Origin of the sequence: Streptomyces sp. NBC_00078 (assembly GCF_026343335.1) — a bacterium.
Lineage (GTDB): Bacteria > Actinomycetota > Actinomycetes > Streptomycetales > Streptomycetaceae > Streptomyces.
The window spans coordinates 7689502-7710753 of record NZ_JAPELX010000001.1 but is presented as its reverse complement, the minus strand read 5'-3'; the positions used below and the strand labels follow the sequence as shown (position 1 = coordinate 7710753).

At 70.1% G+C, this 21252-nt stretch carries 18 protein-coding genes and 2 pseudogenes; 8 read left to right on the top strand and 12 right to left on the bottom strand.

The window, feature by feature from the left end; all coding sequences use genetic code 11:
• Positions 1-211 precede the first annotated feature (211 nt).
• Entirely contained in the window at positions 212-2074 is a 1863-nt protein-coding gene (locus OOK07_RS35780) for a M1 family metallopeptidase (RefSeq protein ID WP_266800623.1), read from the top strand.
• A 204-nt stretch (positions 2075-2278) separates the two neighbouring features.
• On the opposite strand, the gene OOK07_RS35775 is transcribed toward OOK07_RS35780, so the two are convergent.
• Positions 2279-2572, bottom strand: coding sequence for a putative quinol monooxygenase (locus tag OOK07_RS35775; protein ID WP_266686268.1), 294 nt, complete (start codon positions 2570-2572; stop codon positions 2279-2281).
• Between the two features lie 235 nt (positions 2573-2807).
• Positions 2808-3770, bottom strand: coding sequence for a carbohydrate kinase family protein (locus tag OOK07_RS35770; RefSeq protein WP_266800621.1), 963 nt, complete (start codon positions 3768-3770; stop codon positions 2808-2810).
• Between the two features lie 254 nt (positions 3771-4024).
• On the opposite strand from OOK07_RS35770, the gene OOK07_RS35765 reads away from it, so the two are divergent.
• From OOK07_RS35765 to OOK07_RS35750, 4 genes are all read left to right on the top strand, one after another.
• The gene (locus OOK07_RS35765) at positions 4025-5041 is read left to right on the top strand and encodes a sugar ABC transporter substrate-binding protein (RefSeq protein ID WP_266686265.1); all 1017 of its coding nucleotides are present in this window, start codon (positions 4025-4027) and stop codon (positions 5039-5041) included.
• A gap of 209 nt (positions 5042-5250) precedes the next feature.
• Entirely contained in the window at positions 5251-6264 is a 1014-nt protein-coding gene (locus OOK07_RS35760) for an ABC transporter permease (protein WP_266800619.1), read from the top strand.
• Positions 6261-7106, top strand: a complete 846-nt coding sequence (locus OOK07_RS35755) for an ATP-binding cassette domain-containing protein (protein ID WP_266686262.1) — start codon at positions 6261-6263, stop codon at positions 7104-7106. The genes OOK07_RS35760 and OOK07_RS35755 overlap by 4 nt, the downstream gene beginning before the upstream one ends.
• 84 nt (positions 7107-7190) lie before the next feature.
• Positions 7191-8234: a LacI family DNA-binding transcriptional regulator gene (locus tag OOK07_RS35750; RefSeq protein WP_266686261.1), complete on the top strand. Its 1044-nt coding sequence runs from the start codon at positions 7191-7193 to the stop codon at positions 8232-8234.
• Between the two features lie 10 nt (positions 8235-8244).
• Here OOK07_RS35750 and OOK07_RS35745 read toward each other — a convergent pair whose 3' ends face one another.
• The 3 genes and pseudogenes from OOK07_RS35745 to OOK07_RS43820 all read right to left on the bottom strand — a co-directional run.
• A complete protein-coding gene (locus OOK07_RS35745) occupies positions 8245-8757 on the bottom strand; it encodes an O-acetyl-ADP-ribose deacetylase (RefSeq protein ID WP_266686259.1) in 513 nt (170 codons plus the stop codon).
• Positions 8754-10163 (bottom strand): phytoene desaturase family protein, encoded by a 1410-nt coding sequence (locus tag OOK07_RS35740; protein ID WP_266686258.1) that lies wholly within the window; start codon positions 10161-10163, stop codon positions 8754-8756. Before OOK07_RS35740 ends, OOK07_RS35745 begins: the two co-directional genes overlap by 4 nt.
• Positions 10164-10253: 90 nt before the next feature.
• Positions 10254-10409, bottom strand: a pseudogene (locus OOK07_RS43820) (inositol monophosphatase family protein); the annotation flags it as partial.
• Here OOK07_RS43820 and OOK07_RS43815 point away from each other — a divergent pair.
• Positions 10402-10497 (top strand): annotated as a pseudogene (locus OOK07_RS43815) (inositol monophosphatase family protein); the annotation flags it as partial. The pseudogenes OOK07_RS43820 and OOK07_RS43815 overlap by 8 nt on opposite strands.
• 57 nt (positions 10498-10554) lie before the next feature.
• Here the strand turns inward: OOK07_RS43815 and OOK07_RS35735 are convergent.
• The gene (locus OOK07_RS35735; protein ID WP_266800616.1) at positions 10555-12441 is read right to left on the bottom strand and encodes a gamma-glutamyltransferase family protein; all 1887 of its coding nucleotides are present in this window, start codon (positions 12439-12441) and stop codon (positions 10555-10557) included.
• A gap of 718 nt (positions 12442-13159) precedes the next feature.
• Between OOK07_RS35735 and OOK07_RS35730 the strand changes: the two genes are divergently transcribed.
• On the top strand, positions 13160-13363 hold the full coding sequence (locus OOK07_RS35730; protein ID WP_266686256.1) for a cold-shock protein: 204 nt from the start codon (positions 13160-13162) through the stop codon (positions 13361-13363).
• A gap of 305 nt (positions 13364-13668) precedes the next feature.
• On the opposite strand, the gene OOK07_RS35725 is transcribed toward OOK07_RS35730, so the two are convergent.
• Together OOK07_RS35725 and OOK07_RS35720 are read right to left on the bottom strand one after the other, a co-directional pair.
• Entirely contained in the window at positions 13669-14265 is a 597-nt protein-coding gene (locus OOK07_RS35725; RefSeq protein ID WP_266800613.1) for a dihydrofolate reductase family protein, read from the bottom strand.
• 56 nt (positions 14266-14321) lie between these two features.
• Entirely contained in the window at positions 14322-15290 is a 969-nt protein-coding gene (locus OOK07_RS35720; protein ID WP_406313403.1) for a sigma-70 family RNA polymerase sigma factor, read from the bottom strand.
• A gap of 253 nt (positions 15291-15543) precedes the next feature.
• Here OOK07_RS35720 and OOK07_RS35715 point away from each other — a divergent pair, with 253 nt between their 5' ends.
• The gene (locus OOK07_RS35715; protein WP_266800610.1) at positions 15544-16209 is read left to right on the top strand and encodes a hypothetical protein; all 666 of its coding nucleotides are present in this window, start codon (positions 15544-15546) and stop codon (positions 16207-16209) included.
• Between the two features lie 28 nt (positions 16210-16237).
• On the opposite strand, the gene OOK07_RS35710 is transcribed toward OOK07_RS35715, so the two are convergent.
• The 4 genes from OOK07_RS35710 to OOK07_RS35695 form a co-directional block, all read right to left on the bottom strand.
• Positions 16238-17764, bottom strand: coding sequence for an NCS1 family nucleobase:cation symporter-1 (locus tag OOK07_RS35710; protein ID WP_266686252.1), 1527 nt, complete (start codon positions 17762-17764; stop codon positions 16238-16240).
• Positions 17765-17882: 118 nt separating this feature from the next.
• Positions 17883-18905, bottom strand: a complete 1023-nt coding sequence (locus OOK07_RS35705; RefSeq protein WP_266686251.1) for a TIGR03842 family LLM class F420-dependent oxidoreductase — start codon at positions 18903-18905, stop codon at positions 17883-17885.
• An 11-nt stretch (positions 18906-18916) separates the two neighbouring features.
• Positions 18917-20320 carry a dihydropyrimidinase gene (gene hydA / locus OOK07_RS35700; protein WP_266686249.1) on the bottom strand — a complete coding sequence of 468 codons (1404 nt, stop codon included), beginning with the start codon at positions 20318-20320 and terminating at the stop codon, positions 18917-18919.
• A gap of 31 nt (positions 20321-20351) precedes the next feature.
• A complete protein-coding gene (locus tag OOK07_RS35695) occupies positions 20352-21194 on the bottom strand; it encodes a nitrilase-related carbon-nitrogen hydrolase (RefSeq protein WP_266686248.1) in 843 nt (280 codons plus the stop codon).
• Positions 21195-21252: the final 58 nt, after the last annotated feature.

Genomic DNA, 21252 nt, shown 5'->3' with positions numbered 1-21252 from the left:
CTTCACCCCCGCCCTCGAACTCGCCCCCTGACACCACCCTCCCGAACTCGCCCCCTTGCGCGCAGTCCGTCACACCCGGCACCTTCACGTCGAGTCTTATGGCATGCTCCGGTCAACCGATACACGCAGCCCACGACCGCTCCCGGCGCACCCCAGCCGGCCGGCGGTCGCCGAGCAGGCCGGAATCCCGGCCGCCGCAAAGGAGTTTCGTGTGAGATCGACCCCCCACAGAACCATCGCCACGCGCGCACTCGCCATCGCCGCGCTGGCCGCCCTGTCCCTCCTCCCTGTCACCCCGGCGGCCGCCGCGCCGCCCACCGCCCCGTCGGCCGCCGCCTGCACCCCGAGTCAGGTGGTCACCAACGGCGGCTTCGAGAGCGGTACTTCGCCGTGGACCCAGTCGTCGACGAGCGTCATCACCAGCCGCTCCGGCCAGACCGCCCACGGCGGCACCGCCTACGCCTGGCTGGACGGGGTGGGCAGCACACACACCGACACCCTCTCGCAGAGCGTCACGATCCCGGCCGGGTGCAGCACCGCCACCCTGTCTTTCTGGCTCCACACCGACACCGCCGAGACGACCTCGTCCGTCGCGTACGACAAGCTGACGGCGAAGGTCGGCGGTACGACGCTGGCGACGTACTCGAACCTCGACAAGAACACCGGGTACGTGCGGAGGTCGCTCGACGTGTCGGCGTTCGCGGGCCAGACCGTCAGCCTCGCCTTCACCGGCACCGAGGACTCCAGCCTCAGGACGAGCTTCGTCCTCGACGACATCGCCCTCGACACCTCCGGCGACACCACCCCGCCGGCGGACTCCACACGCACACCGGCCGCTCCCTCGTACACCGTCAGCCTCACCAGCAACACCAGCGGTACCGTCTGGACCGGCCATGAGAGCGCGACCTTCACCAACGCCTCCGCCACCGCGCTCAGCGAGGTGTACCTGAGGCTCTGGGACAACTACCACGGCAGCTGCTCGTCGATGCCGGTCACCGTCACCAACGTCACCGGCGGCACGGCGGGTTCGCTGTCGGTCGCGTGCACGGCCCTGCAGATCAGCCTGCCGGCACCCCTGGCGCAGGGACAGTCCGCCACGATCGGCTTCGACCTCGGAATCACCGTGCCCAGCGGGGCCGACCGCTTCGGCCACGACGGGGCGTTCAGCTTCGTCGGCAACGCGCTGCCCGTCCTCGCGGTCAAGGACGGCTCGGGCTGGCACCTGGACCCGTACACGAACAACGGCGAGTCGTTCTACTCCCTGGCCGCCGACTTCAAGGTGGCCCTCGACCACCCCAGCACCCTGCTGGTACCGGCCACCGGCACCTCGGCCGACACCCCCGGCTCCAGCGGCCGCACGGTCACCACCGCCACCGCGTCCAAGGTCCGTGACTTCGCCTGGGCGGCCGGCCCCTTCACCAGGATCTCCGGCACCTCGGCCGCCGGCACCGCGATCAACGTCTACTCCGTCTCGGACATCAGCTCCTCCGACGCGCAGTCGATGCTCAGCACCGCCAGGACCGCCGTCGACGCCCACGCTGCACGCTTCGGCGCCTATCCCTACGGCGAGTTGGACGCCGTCATCGACAACAACTACTGGTTCGGCGGCATGGAGTACCCGGGGTTCGTCCTGGACCTCGTGAGCACCACCGCGCTCACCCACGAGATCGGTCACCAGTGGTGGTACGGCATCGTGGGCGACGACGAGTACAACAGCCCCTGGCTCGACGAGGCGTTCACCGACTACGCCACCGACCTGGCCCTGGGCAAGACCGGCACCAACTGCTGGAACAGCGTCTCGTGGGCCTCGTCCGCGGAGAAGATCACCAATTCCATGGCCTACTGGGACACCCACTCGTCCCGCTATTCCACCGTCGTCTACGGCTACGGCAAGTGCGCCCTGCACGACCTGCGGCGGGTGCTCGGTGACACCGCCATGGCCAAGCTGCTGAAGGACTACGCCACTTCGCACTGGTACGGCGTCTCGACCACGTCCGAGTTCAAGGCCGCAGCCCAGGCCACCACGACCACGGACCTGACCTCGTTCTGGAGCACACACCGCATCGACGGCTGAACCAACCCGGTATGACGCTCCGTCAGCGGGCCTGCGCGGCGAACGCTTCGCAGGCCCGCACGTCGAAGTGCGCCACTTCCGCACCAGGTCTACGGACTTGCACGGATGCGCTCCGGGCGCCGCGACATGTCAGGGTTCCGGGCGGCGCGTCATCCGGCTCGTTCGCCGACTTCGTACGCGTGGCCGTTGCCCCTGCCGACAGTCTCAGCCCACCGGGTCGAGGAACGTCAGCACGGAGGCGTCCTCCTCGATCAGCGGGGTGAGCGCGGCGTTGAACGGGCCGCCGTACGGAGCCTTCAGGTGCGCTTGGAAGGCCTCCTCGTCGCGGTACACCTCGAAGATCCAGTAGGCGCGGGGGCGGGACGTCTTCGTGTAGACGTCGAAAGCGAGGTTGCCCTCCTCCTCGCGCACCTTGAGGGCGTACTCGCGCAGCAGGCGGGCGACCTCGTCCTGTGCTCCCTCGCGTGCGGTGAACTCGGCGAGCAGGGTCTTGTTCATGGTGCGGTGTCCTTGTGGTCGGTGTCGGTCGGAGATCAGTCGTGTCAGATGCCGGGGAGCCGAGAACCCGAGCTGCCGGTGAGCCGATGAGCCGGGGCTCGTCGTCCGCGGCGTCGACCCGGGGTGTCGTCGCCCGCCTATGTCATCGATGACATGGGTGGCCCGATGATGAGGGCGTGCCTGCTGCCTCGTCAACGGTCGCCATGCGGTCGCGCCGGTGCGGCCCCACAGCCCTTCAGGCGCCGCCGGCGGCCGCGAACTGCACCAGCTGGTCCGCGTACGGCGGGTTGGGGCCGGTGACCGAGCAGGTGAGAGCAGCGACCTGGGCGCCGAACGCGCAGGCCTCGGCGACCTCGTCAAGGCGCAGGTCCGTCAGCCGGCCGCCGAGACGGCCGTGGGCGCCGAGGTGGTGCAGCAGGCCGGCGGTGAAGGAGTCCCCGGCCCCGACCGTGTCGACGACCCGTGCCGCCACCGCCGGCACCCGCACCCGTGCGCCGTCGAGCGAGGCGAGGGCGCCGTCGGCACCGCGGGTGATGACCACCAGCCGCGCCCCGGCCGCGTGCCAGATGTCGCACGCCTGCTCGGGCGGGGTGCCCGGCAGCAGCAGCTCCAGGTCGTCCCCGCTCAGCCGCAGCACGTCGGCGAGGCCGCACCAGTGCGCCAGCCGGGCGCGATAGGCGTCGGGGTGCACGAGCAGCGGCCGGACGTTGGGGTCGATGCTGATGGTCGCCCGGGGGGCGGCCGCCGCCAGGAAGTCCTCCACCGCGGCCGCGCCGGGCCGGCGGACCAGGGCCAGGGACCCGGTGTGCACGCAGACACTGCCGGACAGGTCGACCCGCGCCAGCTCCTCTGCCGTCCACTGCCAGTCGGCCGTGTTCTGCGCGTGGAAGGAGAACACGGCCTGCCCCTGGGCGTCCAGCTCCGCCACGGCCAGGGTGCTGGGCTCGGCGGCCTCGACGGCGCTTGAGAGGTCGACCCCGGATGCCTCCAGATGGGCACGGAACAGGCGGCCGAAGACGTCGCCGGACAGACGGGCGAGGAGCCGGGCAGGGGTGCCGAGGCGGGCCAGCGCGACCGCCGTGTTCGCAGGTCCGCCGCCCGGCAGGACACGCAGGGCGAGTTCGTTCGAGGCACTCGCGGGTGTGGCGAAGGCGTCCGCGACGCACTCTCCCAGGACGGTGGTCTGACGCGCGCTCATGGGCTGCTCTTCTCTGACGGACGGGCGGACGTACGGACGAACCGGGCACGTCACGGGCCGCTTTCGCACAGCAACGGGCGGACGGCGCCGCGAACGTTGCCGATTCGTGACGAGTGCAGGGCATTGACGTTTCCGGGAGGCGGAGTCCATCATCCTCGCCATGCGGTGTCAACGATGACATAAGTCAACGATGACATCTCGGGACGGCATGCTCCGATGCCGCCGCACCGCCCGCTATCCCGCAGGAGTCGTTCATGTCTCGCACCCCTCGTCTGCCCTCAGCCCTCCTCAGGGCCGCCGCATGCACCGGCCTGGCAGCCCTCACGCTGACGGCCTGTGGATCCGGCTCCGGAACGGGCACCGCCGGGTCCGGTTCGGGCAGCGTCAAAGTCGGCCTGATCACCAAGACCGACACCAACCCGTTCTTCGTGAAGATGAAGGAGGGCGCGGAGAAGGCCGCGAAGGAGAACGGCGCCCAACTGGTCACCGCGGCGGGCAAGTTCGACGGCGACAACGCCGGTCAGGTCACCGCCATCGAGAACATGGTCGCCTCCGGTGTGAAGGGCATCCTGATCACCCCGAGCGACTCCAAGGCGATCGTGCCGGCGATCGCGAAGGCACGCGCCAAGGGCGTCCTGGTCATCGCCCTGGACACGCCGACGGAGCCGCAGAGCGCGGTCGACGCCCTGTTCGCCACCAACAACGTCAACGCCGGCCGGCTCATCGGCGAGTACGCCAAGGCCGCCATGAAGGGCAAGGCAGCGAAGATAGCCACCCTCGACCTGGCGCCGGGCGTCTCGGTGGGTGTGCAGCGGCACAGCGGCTTCCTGAAGGGCTTCGGCGCCACCGACAAGGACGTCCTGTGCGCCCAGGACACCGGCGGCGACCAGGCCAAGGGACAGACCGCCATGGAGAACTGCCTCCAGAAGAACCCCGGCATCAACCTCGTCTACACCATCAACGAGCCGGCCGCGCTGGGCGCGTACACCGCGCTCAAGGCCAAGGGCCGGGAGAAGGACGTCCTGATCGTCTCCGTCGACGGCGGCTGTACCGGGACCCAGGCGGTCAAGGACGGCAAGATCGCCGCCACGTCCCAGCAGTACCCGCTGAAGATGGCCGCCCAGGGTGTCAAGGCCGTCGTGACGTACGCCAAGGACGGCAAGAAGGCGGCCGGCTACACCGACACGGGCGTCAACCTGATCACGGACAAGCCCGAGAGCGGAGTGACGTCCAAGGACACCGGGTTCGGCCTGCAGAACTGCTGGGGCTGAGCCGGCCCCGCTCCCCCCGAGACCGTACGACGACGTCCCTTCTCTCCCCCGTGGGGCGGCCGGCGCCGGCCCCCCGACCAGGGGCGGCCGCCCTTCGTTCGCCTTGCGTCCGGCATGGACCAACAGGGACTGACAGGGGCCGGCCGACAGGGACCGACAGGGACTTCTGTCTTCCGACGAGAACTGCTGTCTTCCGACAAGGACTTCGCATGACCGCCACGTCCACGCCCCCGAGTACGTCATCGCCGTACGCCGGGCTCAAAGCGCCGACCACGGCCCGCAGACTGCTCACGGCACCGACCACCGGTCCGCTGGCCGCGCTGCTTCTGGCCTGTGCCTTCTTCTCCTTCTCATCCGACCAGTTCCTCACCGGCGGCAACTTCTCGCTGATCGTGCAGCAGGTCATGGTCGTCGGCACCCTCGCCATCGGGCAGACGCTGATCATCCTCACGGCGGGCATCGACCTGTCGTGCGGCGCCGTGATGGCCTTCGGCAGCATCGTGATCGCCAAGATGGCCGCCGAGGGTTCCCTGCCGCCGCTCCTCGCGATCGCGCTGGGCATCGCCGTCTGCGGCGGCTTCGGGCTGCTCAACGGGCTGCTGGTGCAGAAGATCCCGCTGCCGCCGTTCATCGTCACCCTGGGCATGCTGAACGTGGCGTTCGCGCTCACGCACATCTACTCCGCGGAGCAGACGGTCACCAACCTGCCCGGCCCGTTGACGGCGCTCGGGCAGACCTTCCCGCTCGGCCACACCGACATCACCTACGGTTCCCTGGTCACCATCGGCCTGTTCCTCCTCCTCGCCTACACGCTGAGCAGCACCGGCTGGGGCCGGCACGTCTACGCGCTCGGCAACAGCCAGGAAGCGGCACGCCTGAACGGCATCCGTACCTCCCGGCTGACGATCGGCATCTACACCGTGGCGGGCCTGCTGTACGGCATCGCCGCCCTGCTGCTCATCTCCCGCACCGGGGTCGGCGACCCGCAGGCCGGCCAGACGGACAACCTCGACAGCATCACGGCCGTGGTCCTCGGCGGCACCAGCCTCTTCGGCGGACGCGGATCGGTCCTGGGCACCTTCATCGGCGTCCTCATCGTCGGCGTCTTCCGCAACGGTCTGCAGCTGATGGGCGTCGCGTCCATCTACCAGACGCTGATCACCGGAGTCCTGGTGATCCTCGCGGTGACCGTCGACCAGATCTCCCGGAAGAAGGCCCGATGACCGCCAACTCCTCCCCCACACCCGTGACACCCGTGCTGCAGGCCCGCGGTCTGGTCAAGCGCTACGGCCATGTCACCGCGATCGACGGCGCCGACTTCGACCTGCTGCCGGGCGAGGTGCTCGCCGTCATCGGCGACAACGGCGCCGGCAAGACCAGCCTGATCAAGGCCCTCACCGGCGCGGTGGCCCCCGACGCGGGCGAGATACGTCTCAACGGCGAGCCCATCACCTTCTCCGGCCCGCAGAGCGCACGCGCCCACGGCATCGAGACGGTCTACCAGGACCTCGCCGTGGCCGCTTCCATGGACATCGCCTCGAACATGTTCCTGGGGCGCGAGCTGCGCCGTCCCGGTGTCCTCGGCAGTGTCTTCCGCATGCTGGACAAGAAGCGGATGCGCCAGGAGGCCGCCGAGCACATGGCCGACCTCAAGATCGGTCTGCGCTCGCTGACCCAGTCGGTCGAGACGCTCTCCGGCGGACAGCGGCAGGCGGTCGCGGTGGCCCGTTCCGTCGCCTGGGCCAGCAGTGTCGTCGTCATGGACGAGCCGACCGCCGCCCTCGGGGTCAAGGAGTCCGGGCAGGTCCTGGATCTCATCCGCCGGGTCCGGGACAAGGGCATGCCGGTCGTCCTGATCAGCCACAACATGCCCCACGTCTTCGAGATCGCCGACCGGATCCACGTCCACCGCCTCGGCCGGCGAGCCGCTGTGATCAGGCCGTCCGACTACTCGATGGCGGAGGTCGTCGCCATCATGACCGGCGCGCTCACCCTCGACGAGGCCGGAGATACTGTCGTAGCGGATTCCGCGGCGGCGAAGGCCGCGGGAGTCCAGGCCACCTGACCACCACCCCTCGACACTCGACACTCGACGGAATCCGGCCGAGGCCGCGGCCGGAACCGACGAGCACAGGAGACGGTTTCCTCCATGGCAGCGAACCGCCGCCCCACCCTGGCAGACGTCGCACGCGAAGTGGGTGTCAGCGCCAAGACGGTCTCCCGGGTCCTCAACGAGGACGGGCCGGCCTCAGCCCGGACCAGAGAACAGGTGCTCGCCGCCGTTGCCAAACTCGGCTTCCAGCCGAACCTCATGGCCCGCAACATCCGGGTCGGCGGACCCGACACCACCATCGGCCTGGTCATCCCCGACCTCGGCAACCCCTTCTTCGGGGCGGTGGCCCGCAGCATCGAGGACACCGTCCGCGACCGCGGACTGACCCTGCTCATGGGCTCCTCCACGGACGATCCCGACCGCGAACGCGCCCTGACCGACAAGTTCCTGGCCCGCCGCATCAGCATCCTGATGGTCGTACCGTCGGTCGGCGCCGACCACTCCCACCTCAAGACCCACCGCACCGCGGGCCTGCCCGTCATCTTCCTCGACCGCCCGGGAACGGGACTGGCCGCGGACAGCGTCGTCAGCTCCAACCGCACGGGCGCGCAGGACGGAGTCGCCCACCTCATCGCCCACGGCCACCGGCGCATCGGCTTCCTCGGCGACCTGCCCACCACACTCCACACCCGCCGTGAGCGCCTCGCCGGCTACCGCGCGGCCCTGCAGAGCGCCGGCATCCCCTACGACCGCTCCCTGCTCGCCAGCGCCCACGACCCGCACGGGGCCTCCGTCGCCACCACCCGGCTGCTCGATGTGAAGGATCCCCCCACCGCCATCTTCGCCGGCAACAACATCGTCGCGATGGGCATAGTGGCCGAACTCGCCCGCAGCGGACGCAAGCACATCGCCGTCGTCAGCTTCGACGACGTACCGCTCGCCGAGGCCCTGGAACCGGCCCTCACCGTCGTCGCCCAGGACCCGGAGGAGATCGGCACAACAGCGGCGACCACGGCCCTGGCACGCCTCGACGGCGACCGCACCCGCGCCCGCACCATCACCGTTCCCACCCGGCTGATCGTCCGAGGCTCGGGCGAACTCCCCGCCCGTGCCGCCCGCAAGACTCGTCACCAGACGTGAGTTCCTCGGGTCAGCCGAGTCGCCGCGCGAACACCTCGTACGCCCTGTCATCGAACAGGACGAACCGCACCTCGTCGACGGTGGTCGGCGTGTCCCTCACCGCCCCCACCGCGATCCGCGCCGCGTCCTCCATCGGCCACCGGTACACACCCGTCGAGATCGCCGGGAACGCGACCGTCCGGGCACCCAGTTCGTCGGCGACACGCAGCGACTCGTGGTAGCAGGAGGCGAGCAGCTCGGAGCGGTCCTCGGTGGGCGACCAGACCGGGCCGACGGTGTGGATCACCCACTGTGCGTCCAGGTTGCCCGCTGTGGTGGCGACCGCCTGGCCGGTGGGCAGGCCCTTGCCGTGGTGAGAGGCGCGGAGTTTGCGGCACTCGTCGAGGATCGCGGGGCCGCCGCGGCGGTGGATGGCGCCGTCGACGCCTCCGCCGCCGAGCAGGGAGGAGTTCGCCGCGTTGACGATCGCGTCGGCGCTCTCGCGGGTGATGTCGCCCTGGGTGAGGGTGATGGTGGTCGTCATGTCTGTCGCAGCCTCTTCCAGACGGCCTTCGCCGCGTTGTGCCCCGACATGCCGTGCACGCCGGGGCCCGGCGGGGTGGCCGACGAGCAGATGAAGACCGCGGGGTGGGGGGTGGTGTACGGAGACAGGGAAAGTCTGGGGCGCAGCAGGGTCTGGAGTCCGCAGACCGCGCCGGTGCCGATGTCGCCGCCGACGTAGTTGGCGTTGCGGGCGGCGAGTTCCAGTGGGCCGGCAGTGGCGCGGGCGAGGACGCGGTCGCGGAACCCCGGTGCGAAGCGCTCCAGTTGGCGCTCCATGACGTCCGTGAGGTCTCCGGTCCAGCCGCTGGGGACATGGCCGTATGCCCAGAAGACGTGCTTGCCCTCGGGTGCTCGGGTGGGGTCGACGACACTGGGCTGGACCGTGATCATGAACGGCTTGTCGGGGGCGCGGCCCTCCCGGGAGGCCGCGCGCAGGGCGGCGCCGATCTCCGCGCTGTCCGCGCCGATCTGGACGGTGCCGGCGGCGCGGGCCTCCTCGGCTGTCCACGGCACCGGGCCGTCCAGCGCGTAGTCGACCTTGAAGACTCCGGGGCCGTACTTGTAGCCCTCGTAGTAGCGGCCGAAGCCGGCGATGCGGGCCAGGGCGGTGGGTGAGGTGTCGAAGACGTACGCGCGGGCGGGCGGCAGGTCGTCGAGGCGCTTGACCTCGTAGTCCGTGTGGACCAGGCCGCCCAGGTCCTTGAGATACGCGGTGAGCGCGTCGGAGATGGACTGGGAGCCGCCGCGGGCCACGGGCCAGCCGCGGGCGTGGGCGGCGAGGGCGAAGACCAGGCCGATGGCGCCCGTCGCCAAGCCGCTGAGCGGGGCCATCACGTGCGCGACGAGTCCGGCGAACAGCGCCTTGGCCGGCTCGTCGTGGAAGCGGCGGGTCAGCCAGGTCGACGGAGGCAGGCCGACCAGGCCGAAGCGGGCGAGCGTCACCGGGTCGCGCGGGAGCGCGGTGAGCGGCAGGGACATGAAGTCGCGGGCCAGGGTGTCCCACTTGGGGAGGAAGGGCTCGACCAGCCTGCGGTACGCGCCCGCGTCCCGGGGGCCGAAGGAGGCGGCCGTCTCGGCGACGGACCGTGACAGCACGGCGGCGCTGCCGTCGGGGAAGGGGTGCGCCATGGGCAGCTCGGCGTGCAGCCACTCCAGGCCGTACCGCTCCAGGGGCAGGGCGCGGAACGCCGGGGAGTTGATGCCCAGCGGGTGGGCCGCGGAGCACGGGTCGTGCCGGAAGCCGGGCAGGGTGAGCTCTTCGGTGCGGGCTCCCCCGCCGACGGTGTCACGGGCCTCGAACACGGCCACGGAGAAGCCGCGACGGGCCAGCTCCACGGCGGCCGTCAGTCCGTTCGGCCCCGCACCCACCACGACAGCATCAAGCATCGACGGCACCTCGGACCCCTTCGTCAGCCAGACGGCCACTGAGATCAGGATATGACGGGGCTCCGACGGTCTCCGGCCGCGGGTGCCGCCCCGGCGGGCCGTGGCCGCGTCGCGGGCCGCGGTGAACGGCAGGGCATTGCCTCCGGTGATGCGGAACGGCTCCCCCGTGCGCGTCAGGTGCGCGCCGCCCGCCTCCTCGACCAGCAGGATGCCCGCCGCGTGATCCCAGGATGCCTCCCAGCAGAAGAGCGAACTGCTCGGCCTGTGGACCGATGGCGTCGCTCCCCGGTCCTGCGGCTCGGCGGGCCTGGAGTATCTGCGCTCAGCGGCTGGGTACGTGCGATCGGCGGTCGGGGGCCGGCGCGCGCGATCAGCGGCCAGGTGCGTGCGATCAGCGTCCGACCGCGTATCCCTGCATGCCCCGCGGGTTCGCTGCCGCCGACAGGACGCCGGTCTCCGGGTCCCGGGCCACCACGCACAGCCGGCCTTCCGACCAGGCGTCGCCCACGGTCACCTCGTGGCCTCGGCGCCGCAGCTCTTCGACGACATCGGGGTCCATGCGGGCCTCCATGGTGACACTCCCCGGCCGCATGCCGCGCGGGTGGAACGAGCCCGGGAAGCTGTCGTTGTGCCAGTTCGGGGCGTCGATCGCGCCCTGGAGGTCGAGGCCGCCGCGGACCTGTCCGCGCAGGGCGACGGCCAGGAAGAAGTGCAGCTGCCACTGGTCCTGCTGGTCTCCGCCAGGTGTGCCGAAGGCCATGACGGGGACTCCGTCGCGCAGGGCGAGGGACGGCGTGAGGGTGGTGCGGGGCCGGCGGCCGGGCGTGAGCGAGTTCGGCAGGCCCTCCTCCAGCCAGGTCATCTGCAGCCGGGTGCCGAGCGGGAAGCCCAGTTCGGGCACGACCGGGTTGGACTGCAGCCAGCCGCCGCTGGGCGTGGCCGCGACCATGTTGCCCCAGCGGTCGACGATGTCCAGGTGGCAGGTGGCGCCGCGGGTGGCGCCGTCCGCGGCGACGGGCGGCTCGCCCGGCACCCGGGAGGTCGGCGGCCCCGCGACGGTCGGCTCACCGGCGCCCATCGGGTTGAAGCCTGGGTCGTCGGTGGCGACCACGCGCGCGTGCCTGCTGAGCCGCGGGGTGCGTCCGCCGGGGCTGCCGGGGCGCAGCTCGTGTGAGGCCTTGTCGCCGACGAGTGCGCGCCGGGCCGCGTTGTAGTCCGCCGACAGCAGCTCGCCGAGCGGGACCTCTACGGCATCCTCGGAACCGGCATCCTCGGAACCGGCATCCTCGGAACCGGTATCCCTGGACCCGGCGTCCCCGTACCAGGCCTCCCGGTCGGCCATGGCGAGCTTGCAGCCCTCGATCAGCAGGTGGACGTAGTCGGCGCCACCGTATGCGGGCAGTTCGGGCGGGAGAAGGGCGAGTTGCTGGAGGAAGGCCGGGCCCTGGCTCCAGGGGCCGGCCTTGCACAGGGTCCAGCCGTTCCAGTCGTATGTCGCCGGCCTCTCGTAGGTCGCGGACCAGCCGGCGAGGTCGGCGGCCGTGAGCGTGCCGGTGTGGCGCTCGCCGCTGGTGTCCAACGTCGGCCGCCGCGCCTGCCGCACCAGGGCCTCGGCGATGAACCCGCGACGCCAGACCTGCCGTGCGGCCTCGATCTGCGCGATGCGGTCCCCGGCCCCGGTGGTCTCGGCGAGCAGTCGCTTCCAGGTGGCGGCGAGGGCGGGATTGCGCAGCAGTTCGCCGGGGCGTGGAGCCTTCCCGCCCGGCAGGTAGACCTCCGCGGACGAGGTCCACTCCGTCTCGAAGAGTTCCCGAACCGCCTCGATCGTCGCGCCGACGTTCTCCACGGGCGCGTGCCCGTGCTCGGCGTATCCGACGGCGTACCTGAGGACGTCGGCGAGGGGCTTGGTGCCGTGGTCGCGCAGCAGGAGCATCCATGCGTCGAACGCGCCGGGCACGGCGGCGGCGAGCGGTCCGGTGCCGGGGACGAGGTCCAGGCCGAGCGCCCGGTAGTGGGCGACGGTGGCTCCGGCGGGCGCGACTCCCTGGCCGCACAGCACCCGCACCTCGCCGCCCGCCGGGGCGAGCAGGATCGGCACCTCGCCGGCCGGGCCGTTGAGGTGCGGCTCGACGACGTGCAGCACGAACGCACCCGCCACGGCCGCGTCGTACGCGTTGCCGCCGTCCTCCAGCACGGCCATCGCGGACTGCGATGCCAGCCAGTGGGTGGAGGACACCATGCCGAAGGTGCCCTGGAGGGTGGGTCGGGTGGTGAACATACGGCCTCTCACCTCGCTGTGTACGCGCATCAGCCAGCCTGATGGTCGCTCAGGGTCGGCCCGGGGGGAAAGCCTGGGGGACCACCTGAGGGGACAACCTGGAGAGTTCGGGCCAGGGCCCTCCTCCGTCCGGTCCCCCCAGCAGGCTATCGATCGCCCTGTACCCCTTGTTCCCTGCCTCTGGCATGACGTGGGCGTAGTGGGCGTAGGGGTCGAGGGTGATGGTCGGAGGAGCAGGCACCGGGCGATTGGCCGCCCCGAGGTTGCCGCAGCGGCTCGCGGCAGTCTCCCGTCCGGCCGGGCGTGGCCTCCCCGCTCCGAGCCGTCTGTCACCGAACCGGTCGGGGTATCCGGGGTATCCGGGGTATCCGGGGTATCCGGGGTATCCGAGGTATCCGAGGTATCCGGGGTATCCGAGGTATCCGGGGTATCCGGGGCAAAAGGGTTCACGGATTCCGAGCCGCCGATCAAGCTCTTGCCAATGCACCGAGACGAGGATGACCGACAGCTGGGGGGCACACCGACGTGCCGGGTGCGTTCTCGCTAGCGGGCGGCACTCTGTGGGTGTAGTTTCGTGATCCAGCAGTCGTGGTTCCGAAGTCCCGTTCGCCCGTGATCGCCATCACGGGCGTTCTTGCGTTTCAGCGCCTCTCCGGACCAGGGCGATCACCTCCCGGGCACGCAGGGTGCGGGCCCGGTTTCCTAGAAGGAGACGGCTATGGCCAAGGGCACTGTCAAGTGGTTCAACAGCGAGAAGGGCTTCGGCTTCATTGAGCAGGAGGGCGGCGGCCCCGACGTCTTCGCCCACTACTCCAACATCGCCGCCCAGGGCTTCCGCGAGCTGCAGGAGGGCCAGCAGGTCGAGTTCGACGTCACCCAGGGCCAGAAGGGCCCGCAGGCGGAGAACATCCGCCCCGTCTGATCGCCCCGCTGCGGCAAGGCCCGGTGCACCGACTTGCGGGCGCCGGGCCTTGCCGTCTGCCGGAGCCGGGCAGCAGGCCGGTGTCCGAGGCCGAACCTGCTCCGTCACCGGGTGCGGCCGAGGCCCGGTAAGGCTGCAGATGCGAGATGACGCAGGCGTGGCCGGGACCCCCTGAGCCCGGGGTGGGGCGAGGCCCGCCCGCGGCACGAGCCTCGTGGGGTTTTCATCCGGACCCGCTCGCTCGTCGCTCGCCCATAGGTGTGCCGTCCCGGGAGACCGGTGCCGCGCCGCCTACCGCCGCGACGTCATGGCCGGCCGTGTACCGGCGCAGCCCCGGCAGCAGGCGTCGCCACCGCCCTCCGGTACTGCACGAGGACGGCGGCGCCGGCCCGCTCGGCCGACAGGCACTCCAGGTCGGTGTGCGGGACGCCGTCGGGGAAGAGCCGTTGGCCGGTGCCGAGGACCGTGGGGATGGTCAACAGCCGGTACTCATCGATGAGTTCCTCGGCCATCAGTGTGCGTACGACGCTCAAGCTGCCGGTGACGATCACCTCGCGTTCCTCGCGCTTGACGATGTCGACGAGGTCGCCGTCGATGACCCGGGAGTTCGCCCACGCCGAGACGTCGGTCAACGAACGGGAGGCGACCAGCTTCGGCGCGGCGTTCATCCGCGTAGCGAACGGGTCGTCTCGTCCGGGCCAGATGCGCGAGAACAACTGCCACGTCGTACGTCCCAGCAGCATGACCCCGTCGTCCAGCGTGCTGCCGAGCCGGAACTTGTCCCCGGCGACCGCCTCGGGGCCATGCCGGAACGCCCAGCCGCCGGCCGGCGTTCCTCCGGAGCCGTCCGGGTCGGACACGATTCCGTCCAGGGTGACGAACTCGATGACGATGACGCTCATGGTGGGTATCCCCTCGATCGATGCTCACCGGTACGTACCGGCGGCACCGGCTCCACTCATCGCGGCCGGCGAAGCTCGTCGGAGGAAATCTGCCGGGGCAGTTCGAACGCCTCGAAGACGTGCGGATCGGCGAAGACCACGTTGTGCGCGATTCGGCCGCCGGTGACCGTGAAGACCTGCAGCGTGTGCAGCCGATGCCCGCCGCCGGGCTCCGGCGCGTACGCCGCGAGCGCGGGCTGCCCGTTGGCTGTCAGGTGCCTCATGCGCCAGCCCGTCCCGCGCATCGCGAACACCCGCTCCATGAACAGGCCGTAGTCACGGCTGCCCCGGAACCACAGCGGAACCGGCGGCATCTCCAGGATCGCCTCATCCGTGAGGAGTCGCACGAGCGCGGGGACGTCCGCCGCCTCGAACGCCCGCACATATAGCTGAAGCACTGCCCGTGCCTCGGGATCGTCCGGCTCCGCGACCTCCTCCATGCCGCCCGCCTCCGCGAGGCCGGCACGAGCCCGCTGGAGCGCGCTGTTGACCGCCGCGGTCGTGGTACCCAGCTGCCCGGCCACCTCGGCAGCGGTGAACTCGAGTACCTCCCGCAGCACCAGCACGGCACGCTGCCGCGGCGGCAGAACCTGCATCGCCGCCACCAGCGCCAGCCGCATGTCGGCCCGTACCTCCACATCGAACCGCGCGTCGGGGAACGGCTGCAGCCAGGAAATGTCCAGAACCGGGGTGAGCGGCTCCCCTGGATCGTCGCTCGGTGCGCCCAGCCCGGACGGCAACGGGCGCCGCGCCCGCCCTTCCAACGCGGTCAGGCAGGCGTTGGTCGCGATCCGGTACAGCCAGGTCCGCACGGAGGCGCGCGTGCGGTCGTACCGGTCCCGGGCCTTCCAGGCGCGCAGCATCGTCTCCTGCACCAGGTCCTCGGCCTCGTGGTACGAGCCCAGCATCCTGTAGCAGTACGCCACCAGCTCACCGCGGTACGGCTCCAAATCCACGGGCTCATCTTGGCGCACCGGCCGCCTCACCCGCTCCAGAAACTCGGCGATGCCTGGGCAGTCCCGCTCGCCAATGCCGTGGCCCGGAGGGCTGGGAAGGCTCGAGACCGAGCCGGTCACCGTGAGGACGGTAGGGGGCCGGGACGCGGTCGGGTTCGTGTCCGGTAACCGTGCGGGCACGGAGCGAGTTGACACTTCCGTCTCACGGGGACTCATGTGAGACTGGCGCCCCGTCCGCAGTGCGGACCCCCTCCGCACACCGTCCCCCACCGAAAAGTGTGCCGTGCGCGATTTTCCTCTGCCGCTCGCTCTGACCGCTCGTCTGTCCCCGGTCATCGTGCTGGCCGCGGCCGGCTGGGCATTGTCGTCCGGTCCGGCGGCGACATCGGATGCCGGGCACAAGGAGGCGCCGAAGACCGGCACGCAGTCGGCCACCGCCCCGTCGACGGCCGCGGAGTCCAAGTCGTACGCCGCCGCCCCCGCGCCGTGCGGCAGCATCGCCGTGAAGACGCTCAACTCGCTGGTTCCGGGCGCCAAGACGGCGGGCAAGGAGATCAGGTCGACGGACGCGAAACTCCGCCGCACCTGCTCCTGGAACGCGCTCAAGGGCTACGACTACCGCTGGCTCGACGTGTCCTACGAAGTGATGAACTCGGACACAGCGGCACAGAAGTCGTACAAGGATCGGATTACGGACAAGAGTGGCGGAGGGGTCGTTCCCGGACTGGGTGACGCGGCCTACTCGGTCGTGAATCTCACCACCGAGGACAAGCAGCAGACGCGCGAGGGCGTGGTGATCGCCCAGGCGTCCAATGTGCTGGTGGTCATCACCTACAACGGCAGCGACTTCGAGTCGAAGAAGGCGCCCGGCACGGACGAGATCAACAAGGGCGCCATCAAGGCCGCGAAGGAAGCGGTGGCGGCCTTGGAGGACGGCCAGAAGAGCTGACCGTCCTCCCAGCCCTGCCAGGATCCGCTCAGGCGTCGATACGGTCCTTGCCGCGCAGCAGCATCAGCACCAGGTACAGCACCATCGAGGTGCCGAGGCCGACCGCCCAGCCGTAGTCGGCGAGCGGCTTCAGCGCCGGGATCGGCCGTCCGTCGACCAGCGGCTTGAAGGTGGCGCCGCCGACGGCCAGGACGCCGCCGGCCACGAAGGCGACGACCGCCCGCCAGTTCCAGCCGCCCTCGTACCAGTAGCGGCCGCCCGCACGGTACAGGTCGACGAGGTCCAGCTTGCCGCGGCGCAGGATCCAGTAGTCCGCGATGAGGATGCCGGCGACCGTGCCCAGCAGACCGCCGACCAGTCCGAGCCAGGTGAAGATGTAGCCCTGCGGGTCGGAGTACAGCTTCCACGGGAAGATCAGCACACCGAGGACGCAGGTGACGAGGGCTCCGGCGCGGAAACTGACCTTCCGCGGCGCGACGTTGGAGAAGTCGAAGGCCGGCGAGACCAGGTTGGCCGCGATGTTCACGGACAGGGTCGCGACCAGCACGGTCACCAGTGCGAACAGCAGCCCGAAGACGTTGTCCGTCTTGGCGGCGAGCTGTACCGGGTCCCAGACCGTCTCGCCGTACACGGCCTGCGAACCGGAGGTGACGAGCACGGAGAGCAGCGCGAAGAGGGTCATCGTGGTGGGAAGACCGAGCGCCTGCCCCCAGGTCTGTGCCTTCTGCGACTTCCCGTACCGGGTGAAGTCCGGGATGTTCAGCGACAGCGTCGACCAGAAGCCGATCATGCCCATGAGGGAGGGCCAGAACAGCTTCCAGAAGGCGCCGCCCCAGCCGAGCTTGGAAGGCTGGTCGAGCAGCGGACCGAAGCCGCCGGCCTTGTTGCTCATCCAGATCAGCATCACGACGGCACCGACGATGACGAAGGGCGCCGCCCAGTTCTCGAAGCGGCGGATCGTCTCCATGCCCCGGTAGATGATGGCGACCTGGATCACCCAGAAGATCGCGAACGACAGCCACATCGTCCAGGCGTATCCGCCCACGTGCGAGGCGTTGGCCCAGCTGTCGCCGATGAGCTTGCCGGCCAGGAAGTAGATCGCCTCACCGCCGATCCACGTCTGGATGCCGAACCAGCCGCACGCCACCAACGCCCGTACGACAGCGGGAAGGTTGGCGCCCCGGATGCCGAAGGAGGCGCGGGCGAAGACCGGGAAGGGGATGCCGTACTTCGGTCCCGCGTGCCCGGTGAGCAGCATCGGGACCAGCACGATCACATTGGCCAGGCCGATGGTGAACACCGCCTGCTTCCAGTCCATGCCGACGGCGATCAGACCGGAGGCGAGCGTCCAGGAAGCCGTGTTGTGGGCCATGCCGACCCAGAGTGCGGAGAAGTTGTACGTGGTCCAGGTGCGCTTCTCGACGGGGACCGGTAGCAGGTCCTCGTTGGCGTACGGGCCGCTGGGCAGCGGGGACCCCGGCGCGATCTCCACGCGTCCGTCGGCGAGGGTGACTTGGGCTGTCGGCGGTATGGCCGTGGGAGCGGTGTCGGTCATGGGCAGGCCAATCAATGAAGGGTGGGTCCGGAAAGGCCGTGCGGGGTCTCCGGCCCCTCCCCGGGGAGGGGAGGGGAGAACTGGAGTGGGGGGTGGGGAGTGAACTGAGCGGTGCGGGTCAGGAGTTGACCGCGGGGATGACCTTCGCGCCGTACGCGTCGATCACGGCCTCCTGCGCGTCGTGCATGTCGTACACGGCGAACTGGTCGACGCCCAGCTCGCGCAGCGCGTTCAGCTTCTCCACGTGCTTCTCGACAGGCCCGATGACGCAGAACCGGTCGACGATCTCGTCGGGCACGAACTGGGTGTCGGGGTTGTCCGCCCGCCCGTGGTGCGAGTAGTCGTACCCCTCGCGGGCCTTGATGTAGTCGGTGAGTTCCTCGGGGACCTGGGCGGAGTGCTCGCCGTACTTGGAGACGAGGTCGGCGACGTGGTTGCCGACCATGCCGCCGAACCAGCGGCACTGGTCACGGGCGTGCGCCAGTGCCTCGGGCGAGTCGTCCTCGGTGACGTAGGCGGGGGCGGCGACGCAGATCCTGACGTCGTCGGGGTTGCGTCCGGCGGCGACGGCCGCCTCCTTGACCGCCTTGACCATGTACTCGGTGAGGTAGAGGTCGGACAACTGGAGGATGAAGCCGTCGGCCTCCTCGCCCGTCATCTTCAGGGCCTTCGGGCCGTACGCCGCCATCCATACGGGGAGTTCGGCGCCCTGCTTGATCCACGGGAACCTGACGACGGTACCGCCGCCGAGGTCGGCCTCCTCGCCGCGACCGAGGGCGCGGATCACCCTCATCGCGTCGCTGATGCGGGCCAGCGTGTTGGGCTTGCGGCCGGCGACACGCATCGCGGAGTCGCCGCGGCCGATGCCGCAGACGGTGCGGTTGCCGAACATGTCGTTCAGGGTGGCGAAGGTGGAGGCGGTGACCTCCCAGGTGCGGGTGCCCGGGTTGGTGACCATCGGGCCGACCGTCAACTTCGTGGTGTTCGACAGGATCTGACTGTAGATCACGAACGGCTCCTGCCAGAGCACGGCGGAGTCGAAGGTCCAGCCGTGCGTGAAGCCGTTGCGCTCGGCCCGCTTCATCAGGCTGACGACCTTCGAGGCCGGCGGGTCGGTCTGCAGGACGAGTCCGAAGTCCATGGGCGCCACTCCTAGTTGAGGTACTGACAGGTGGAGCGCGGGGTGTATACGCCGTGGCCGGCGTGTCCGGTGTACTCCCGCTCGTTGATGACGACTTCGCCGCGCGAGAGGACCGTCTCGACCCGGCCGGTGGTGCGTTTGCCCTCGTAGGCCGAGTAGTCGACGTTCATGTGGTGCGTCTCGACGGACATGACCTGCTCGGCGTTCGGGTCGTAGATGACGATGTCGGCGTCGGCGCCCGGGGCGATGGTGCCCTTCTTCGGGTACATGCCGAACATCCGGGCCGGGGCTGCGCAGGCGATCTCGATCCAGCGACGGCGCGAGATGTGTCCGTCGACGACGGCCTGGTGGAGCAGGTCCATACGGTTCTCGACGCCCGGCAGGCCGTTGGGGATCTTCGAGAAGTCCCCTCGCCCCAGTTCCTTCTGGCCCACGAAACAGAAGGGGCAGTGGTCGGTGGAGACGACCTGGAGATCGTTCGTCCTGAGCCCCTGCCACAGCTTGGCCTGGTGCTCCTTGGGGCGAAGCGGCGTGCTGCACACGTACTTCGAGCCCTCGAATTCCGGTTCGGCGAGGTTGTCGGTGGACAGGAACAGGTACTGCGGGCAGGTCTCGCCGAAGACGGGCAGGCCCTCGTCGCGCGCGCGTGCCAGCTCGGCGACCGCCTCCATGGCCGAGACGTGCACGACGTAGAGCGGGGCGCCCGCCACCTGTGCGAGCTTGATGGCGCGGTGGGTGGCCTCGGCCTCCAGCAGGGCCTTGCGGACCTCACCGTGGTAGCGCGGATCGGTCTCCCCGCGCGCCAGCGCCTGCTCCACCAGTACGTCGATCGCGATGCCGTTCTCGGCGTGCATCATGATCAGCCCGCCGTTCTCGGCGGAGCGCTGCATGGCGCGCAGGATCTGGCCGTCGTCGGAGTAGAAGACGCCCGGGTAGGCCATGAACTGCTTGAAGCTGGTCACGCCTTCCTCGACCAGCAGGTCCATCTCCTTGAGCGTCTCCTGGTTCACATCCGAGACGATCATGTGGAAGCCGTAGTCGATCGCGCAGTTGCCCTCCGCCTTGGCGTGCCAGGCGTCGAGGCCCTCGCGCAGTGAGCGGCCGACGCTCTGCACCGCGAAGTCGACGATCGTCGTCGTACCGCCCCAGGCGGCCGCCCGGGTGCCGGTCTCGAACGTGTCGGAGGCGAAGGTGCCGCCGAACGGCAGCTCCATGTGGGTGTGGGCGTCGACACCACCGGGGATGACGTACTTCCCGGTGGCGTCCACGACCCGCTCGGCGCTGAACGTCTCGGCTGCGGGCGTGCCGGAGGCGGCGAGGGCGGCGACGCGGCCGTCCTCGATCAGCACGTCGGCGTGGATCTCGTCGGACGCGGTGATGACGAGGCCACCGCGGATGACGGTACGGCTGCTCATGGTCCCTCTCCTGCCGGGGTGAGTGGTGTGGTCAGGGTGCGGTCAGCGGGGAGTACGCGTCGGGACGGCGGTCGCGGAAGAACTGCCAGCGGTCGCGGACCTCCCGCAGCTTGGCCAGGTCCAGGTCGCGGACGACGAGTTCGGTCTCCTTGTCGCTGGCGACCTCGCCCACGAACTGGGCCTCCGGGTCCACGAAGTACGAGGTCCCGTAGAAGTCGTTGTCGCCCAGCTCCTCGACCCCGACCCGGTTGATCGCACCGACGAAGTACTCGTTGGCGACGGCCGCCGCGGGCTGCTCCAGCTGCCAGAGGTAGCCGGACAGACCCCTGGACGTGGCGGACGGGTTGAAGACGATCTCGGCGCCCTCCAGCCCCAACGCCCGCCAGCCTTCCGGGAAGTGGCGGTCGTAGCAGATGTAGACGCCGATCCTGCCGACGGCCGTGTCGAAGACGGGCCAGCCGGCGTTGCCCGGGCGGAAGTAGAACTTCTCCCAGAATCCGGGCACTTGGGGGATGTGGTGCTTGCGGTACTTGCCGAGGTACGAGCCGTCCGCGTCGATCACGGCGGCAGTGTTGTAGAGGACGCCGGGCTGCTCCTCCTCGTACATCGGCAGGATCAGGACGATGCCCAGTTCCTTGGCCAGCGCCTGGAAGCGCTTGACGATCGGGCCGTCCGGGATCTGCTCGGCGTACTCGTAGAACGCCTTGTCCTGGACCTGGCAGAAGTAGGGCCCGTAGAACAGCTCCTGGAAGCACAGGACCTGAGCACCCTGCGCGGCCGCGTCGCGGGCCGCCTGCTCGTGCACCTGGATCATCGACTCCTTGTCGCCCGTCCACGCGGTCTGGAAGAGGGCGGCACGAATCACTCGGCTCATCGGGACCTCCGGTCGCTCGGTGTGCTGGGGCGGGCGTCGGCGGTGCCGTCGTCCGCCC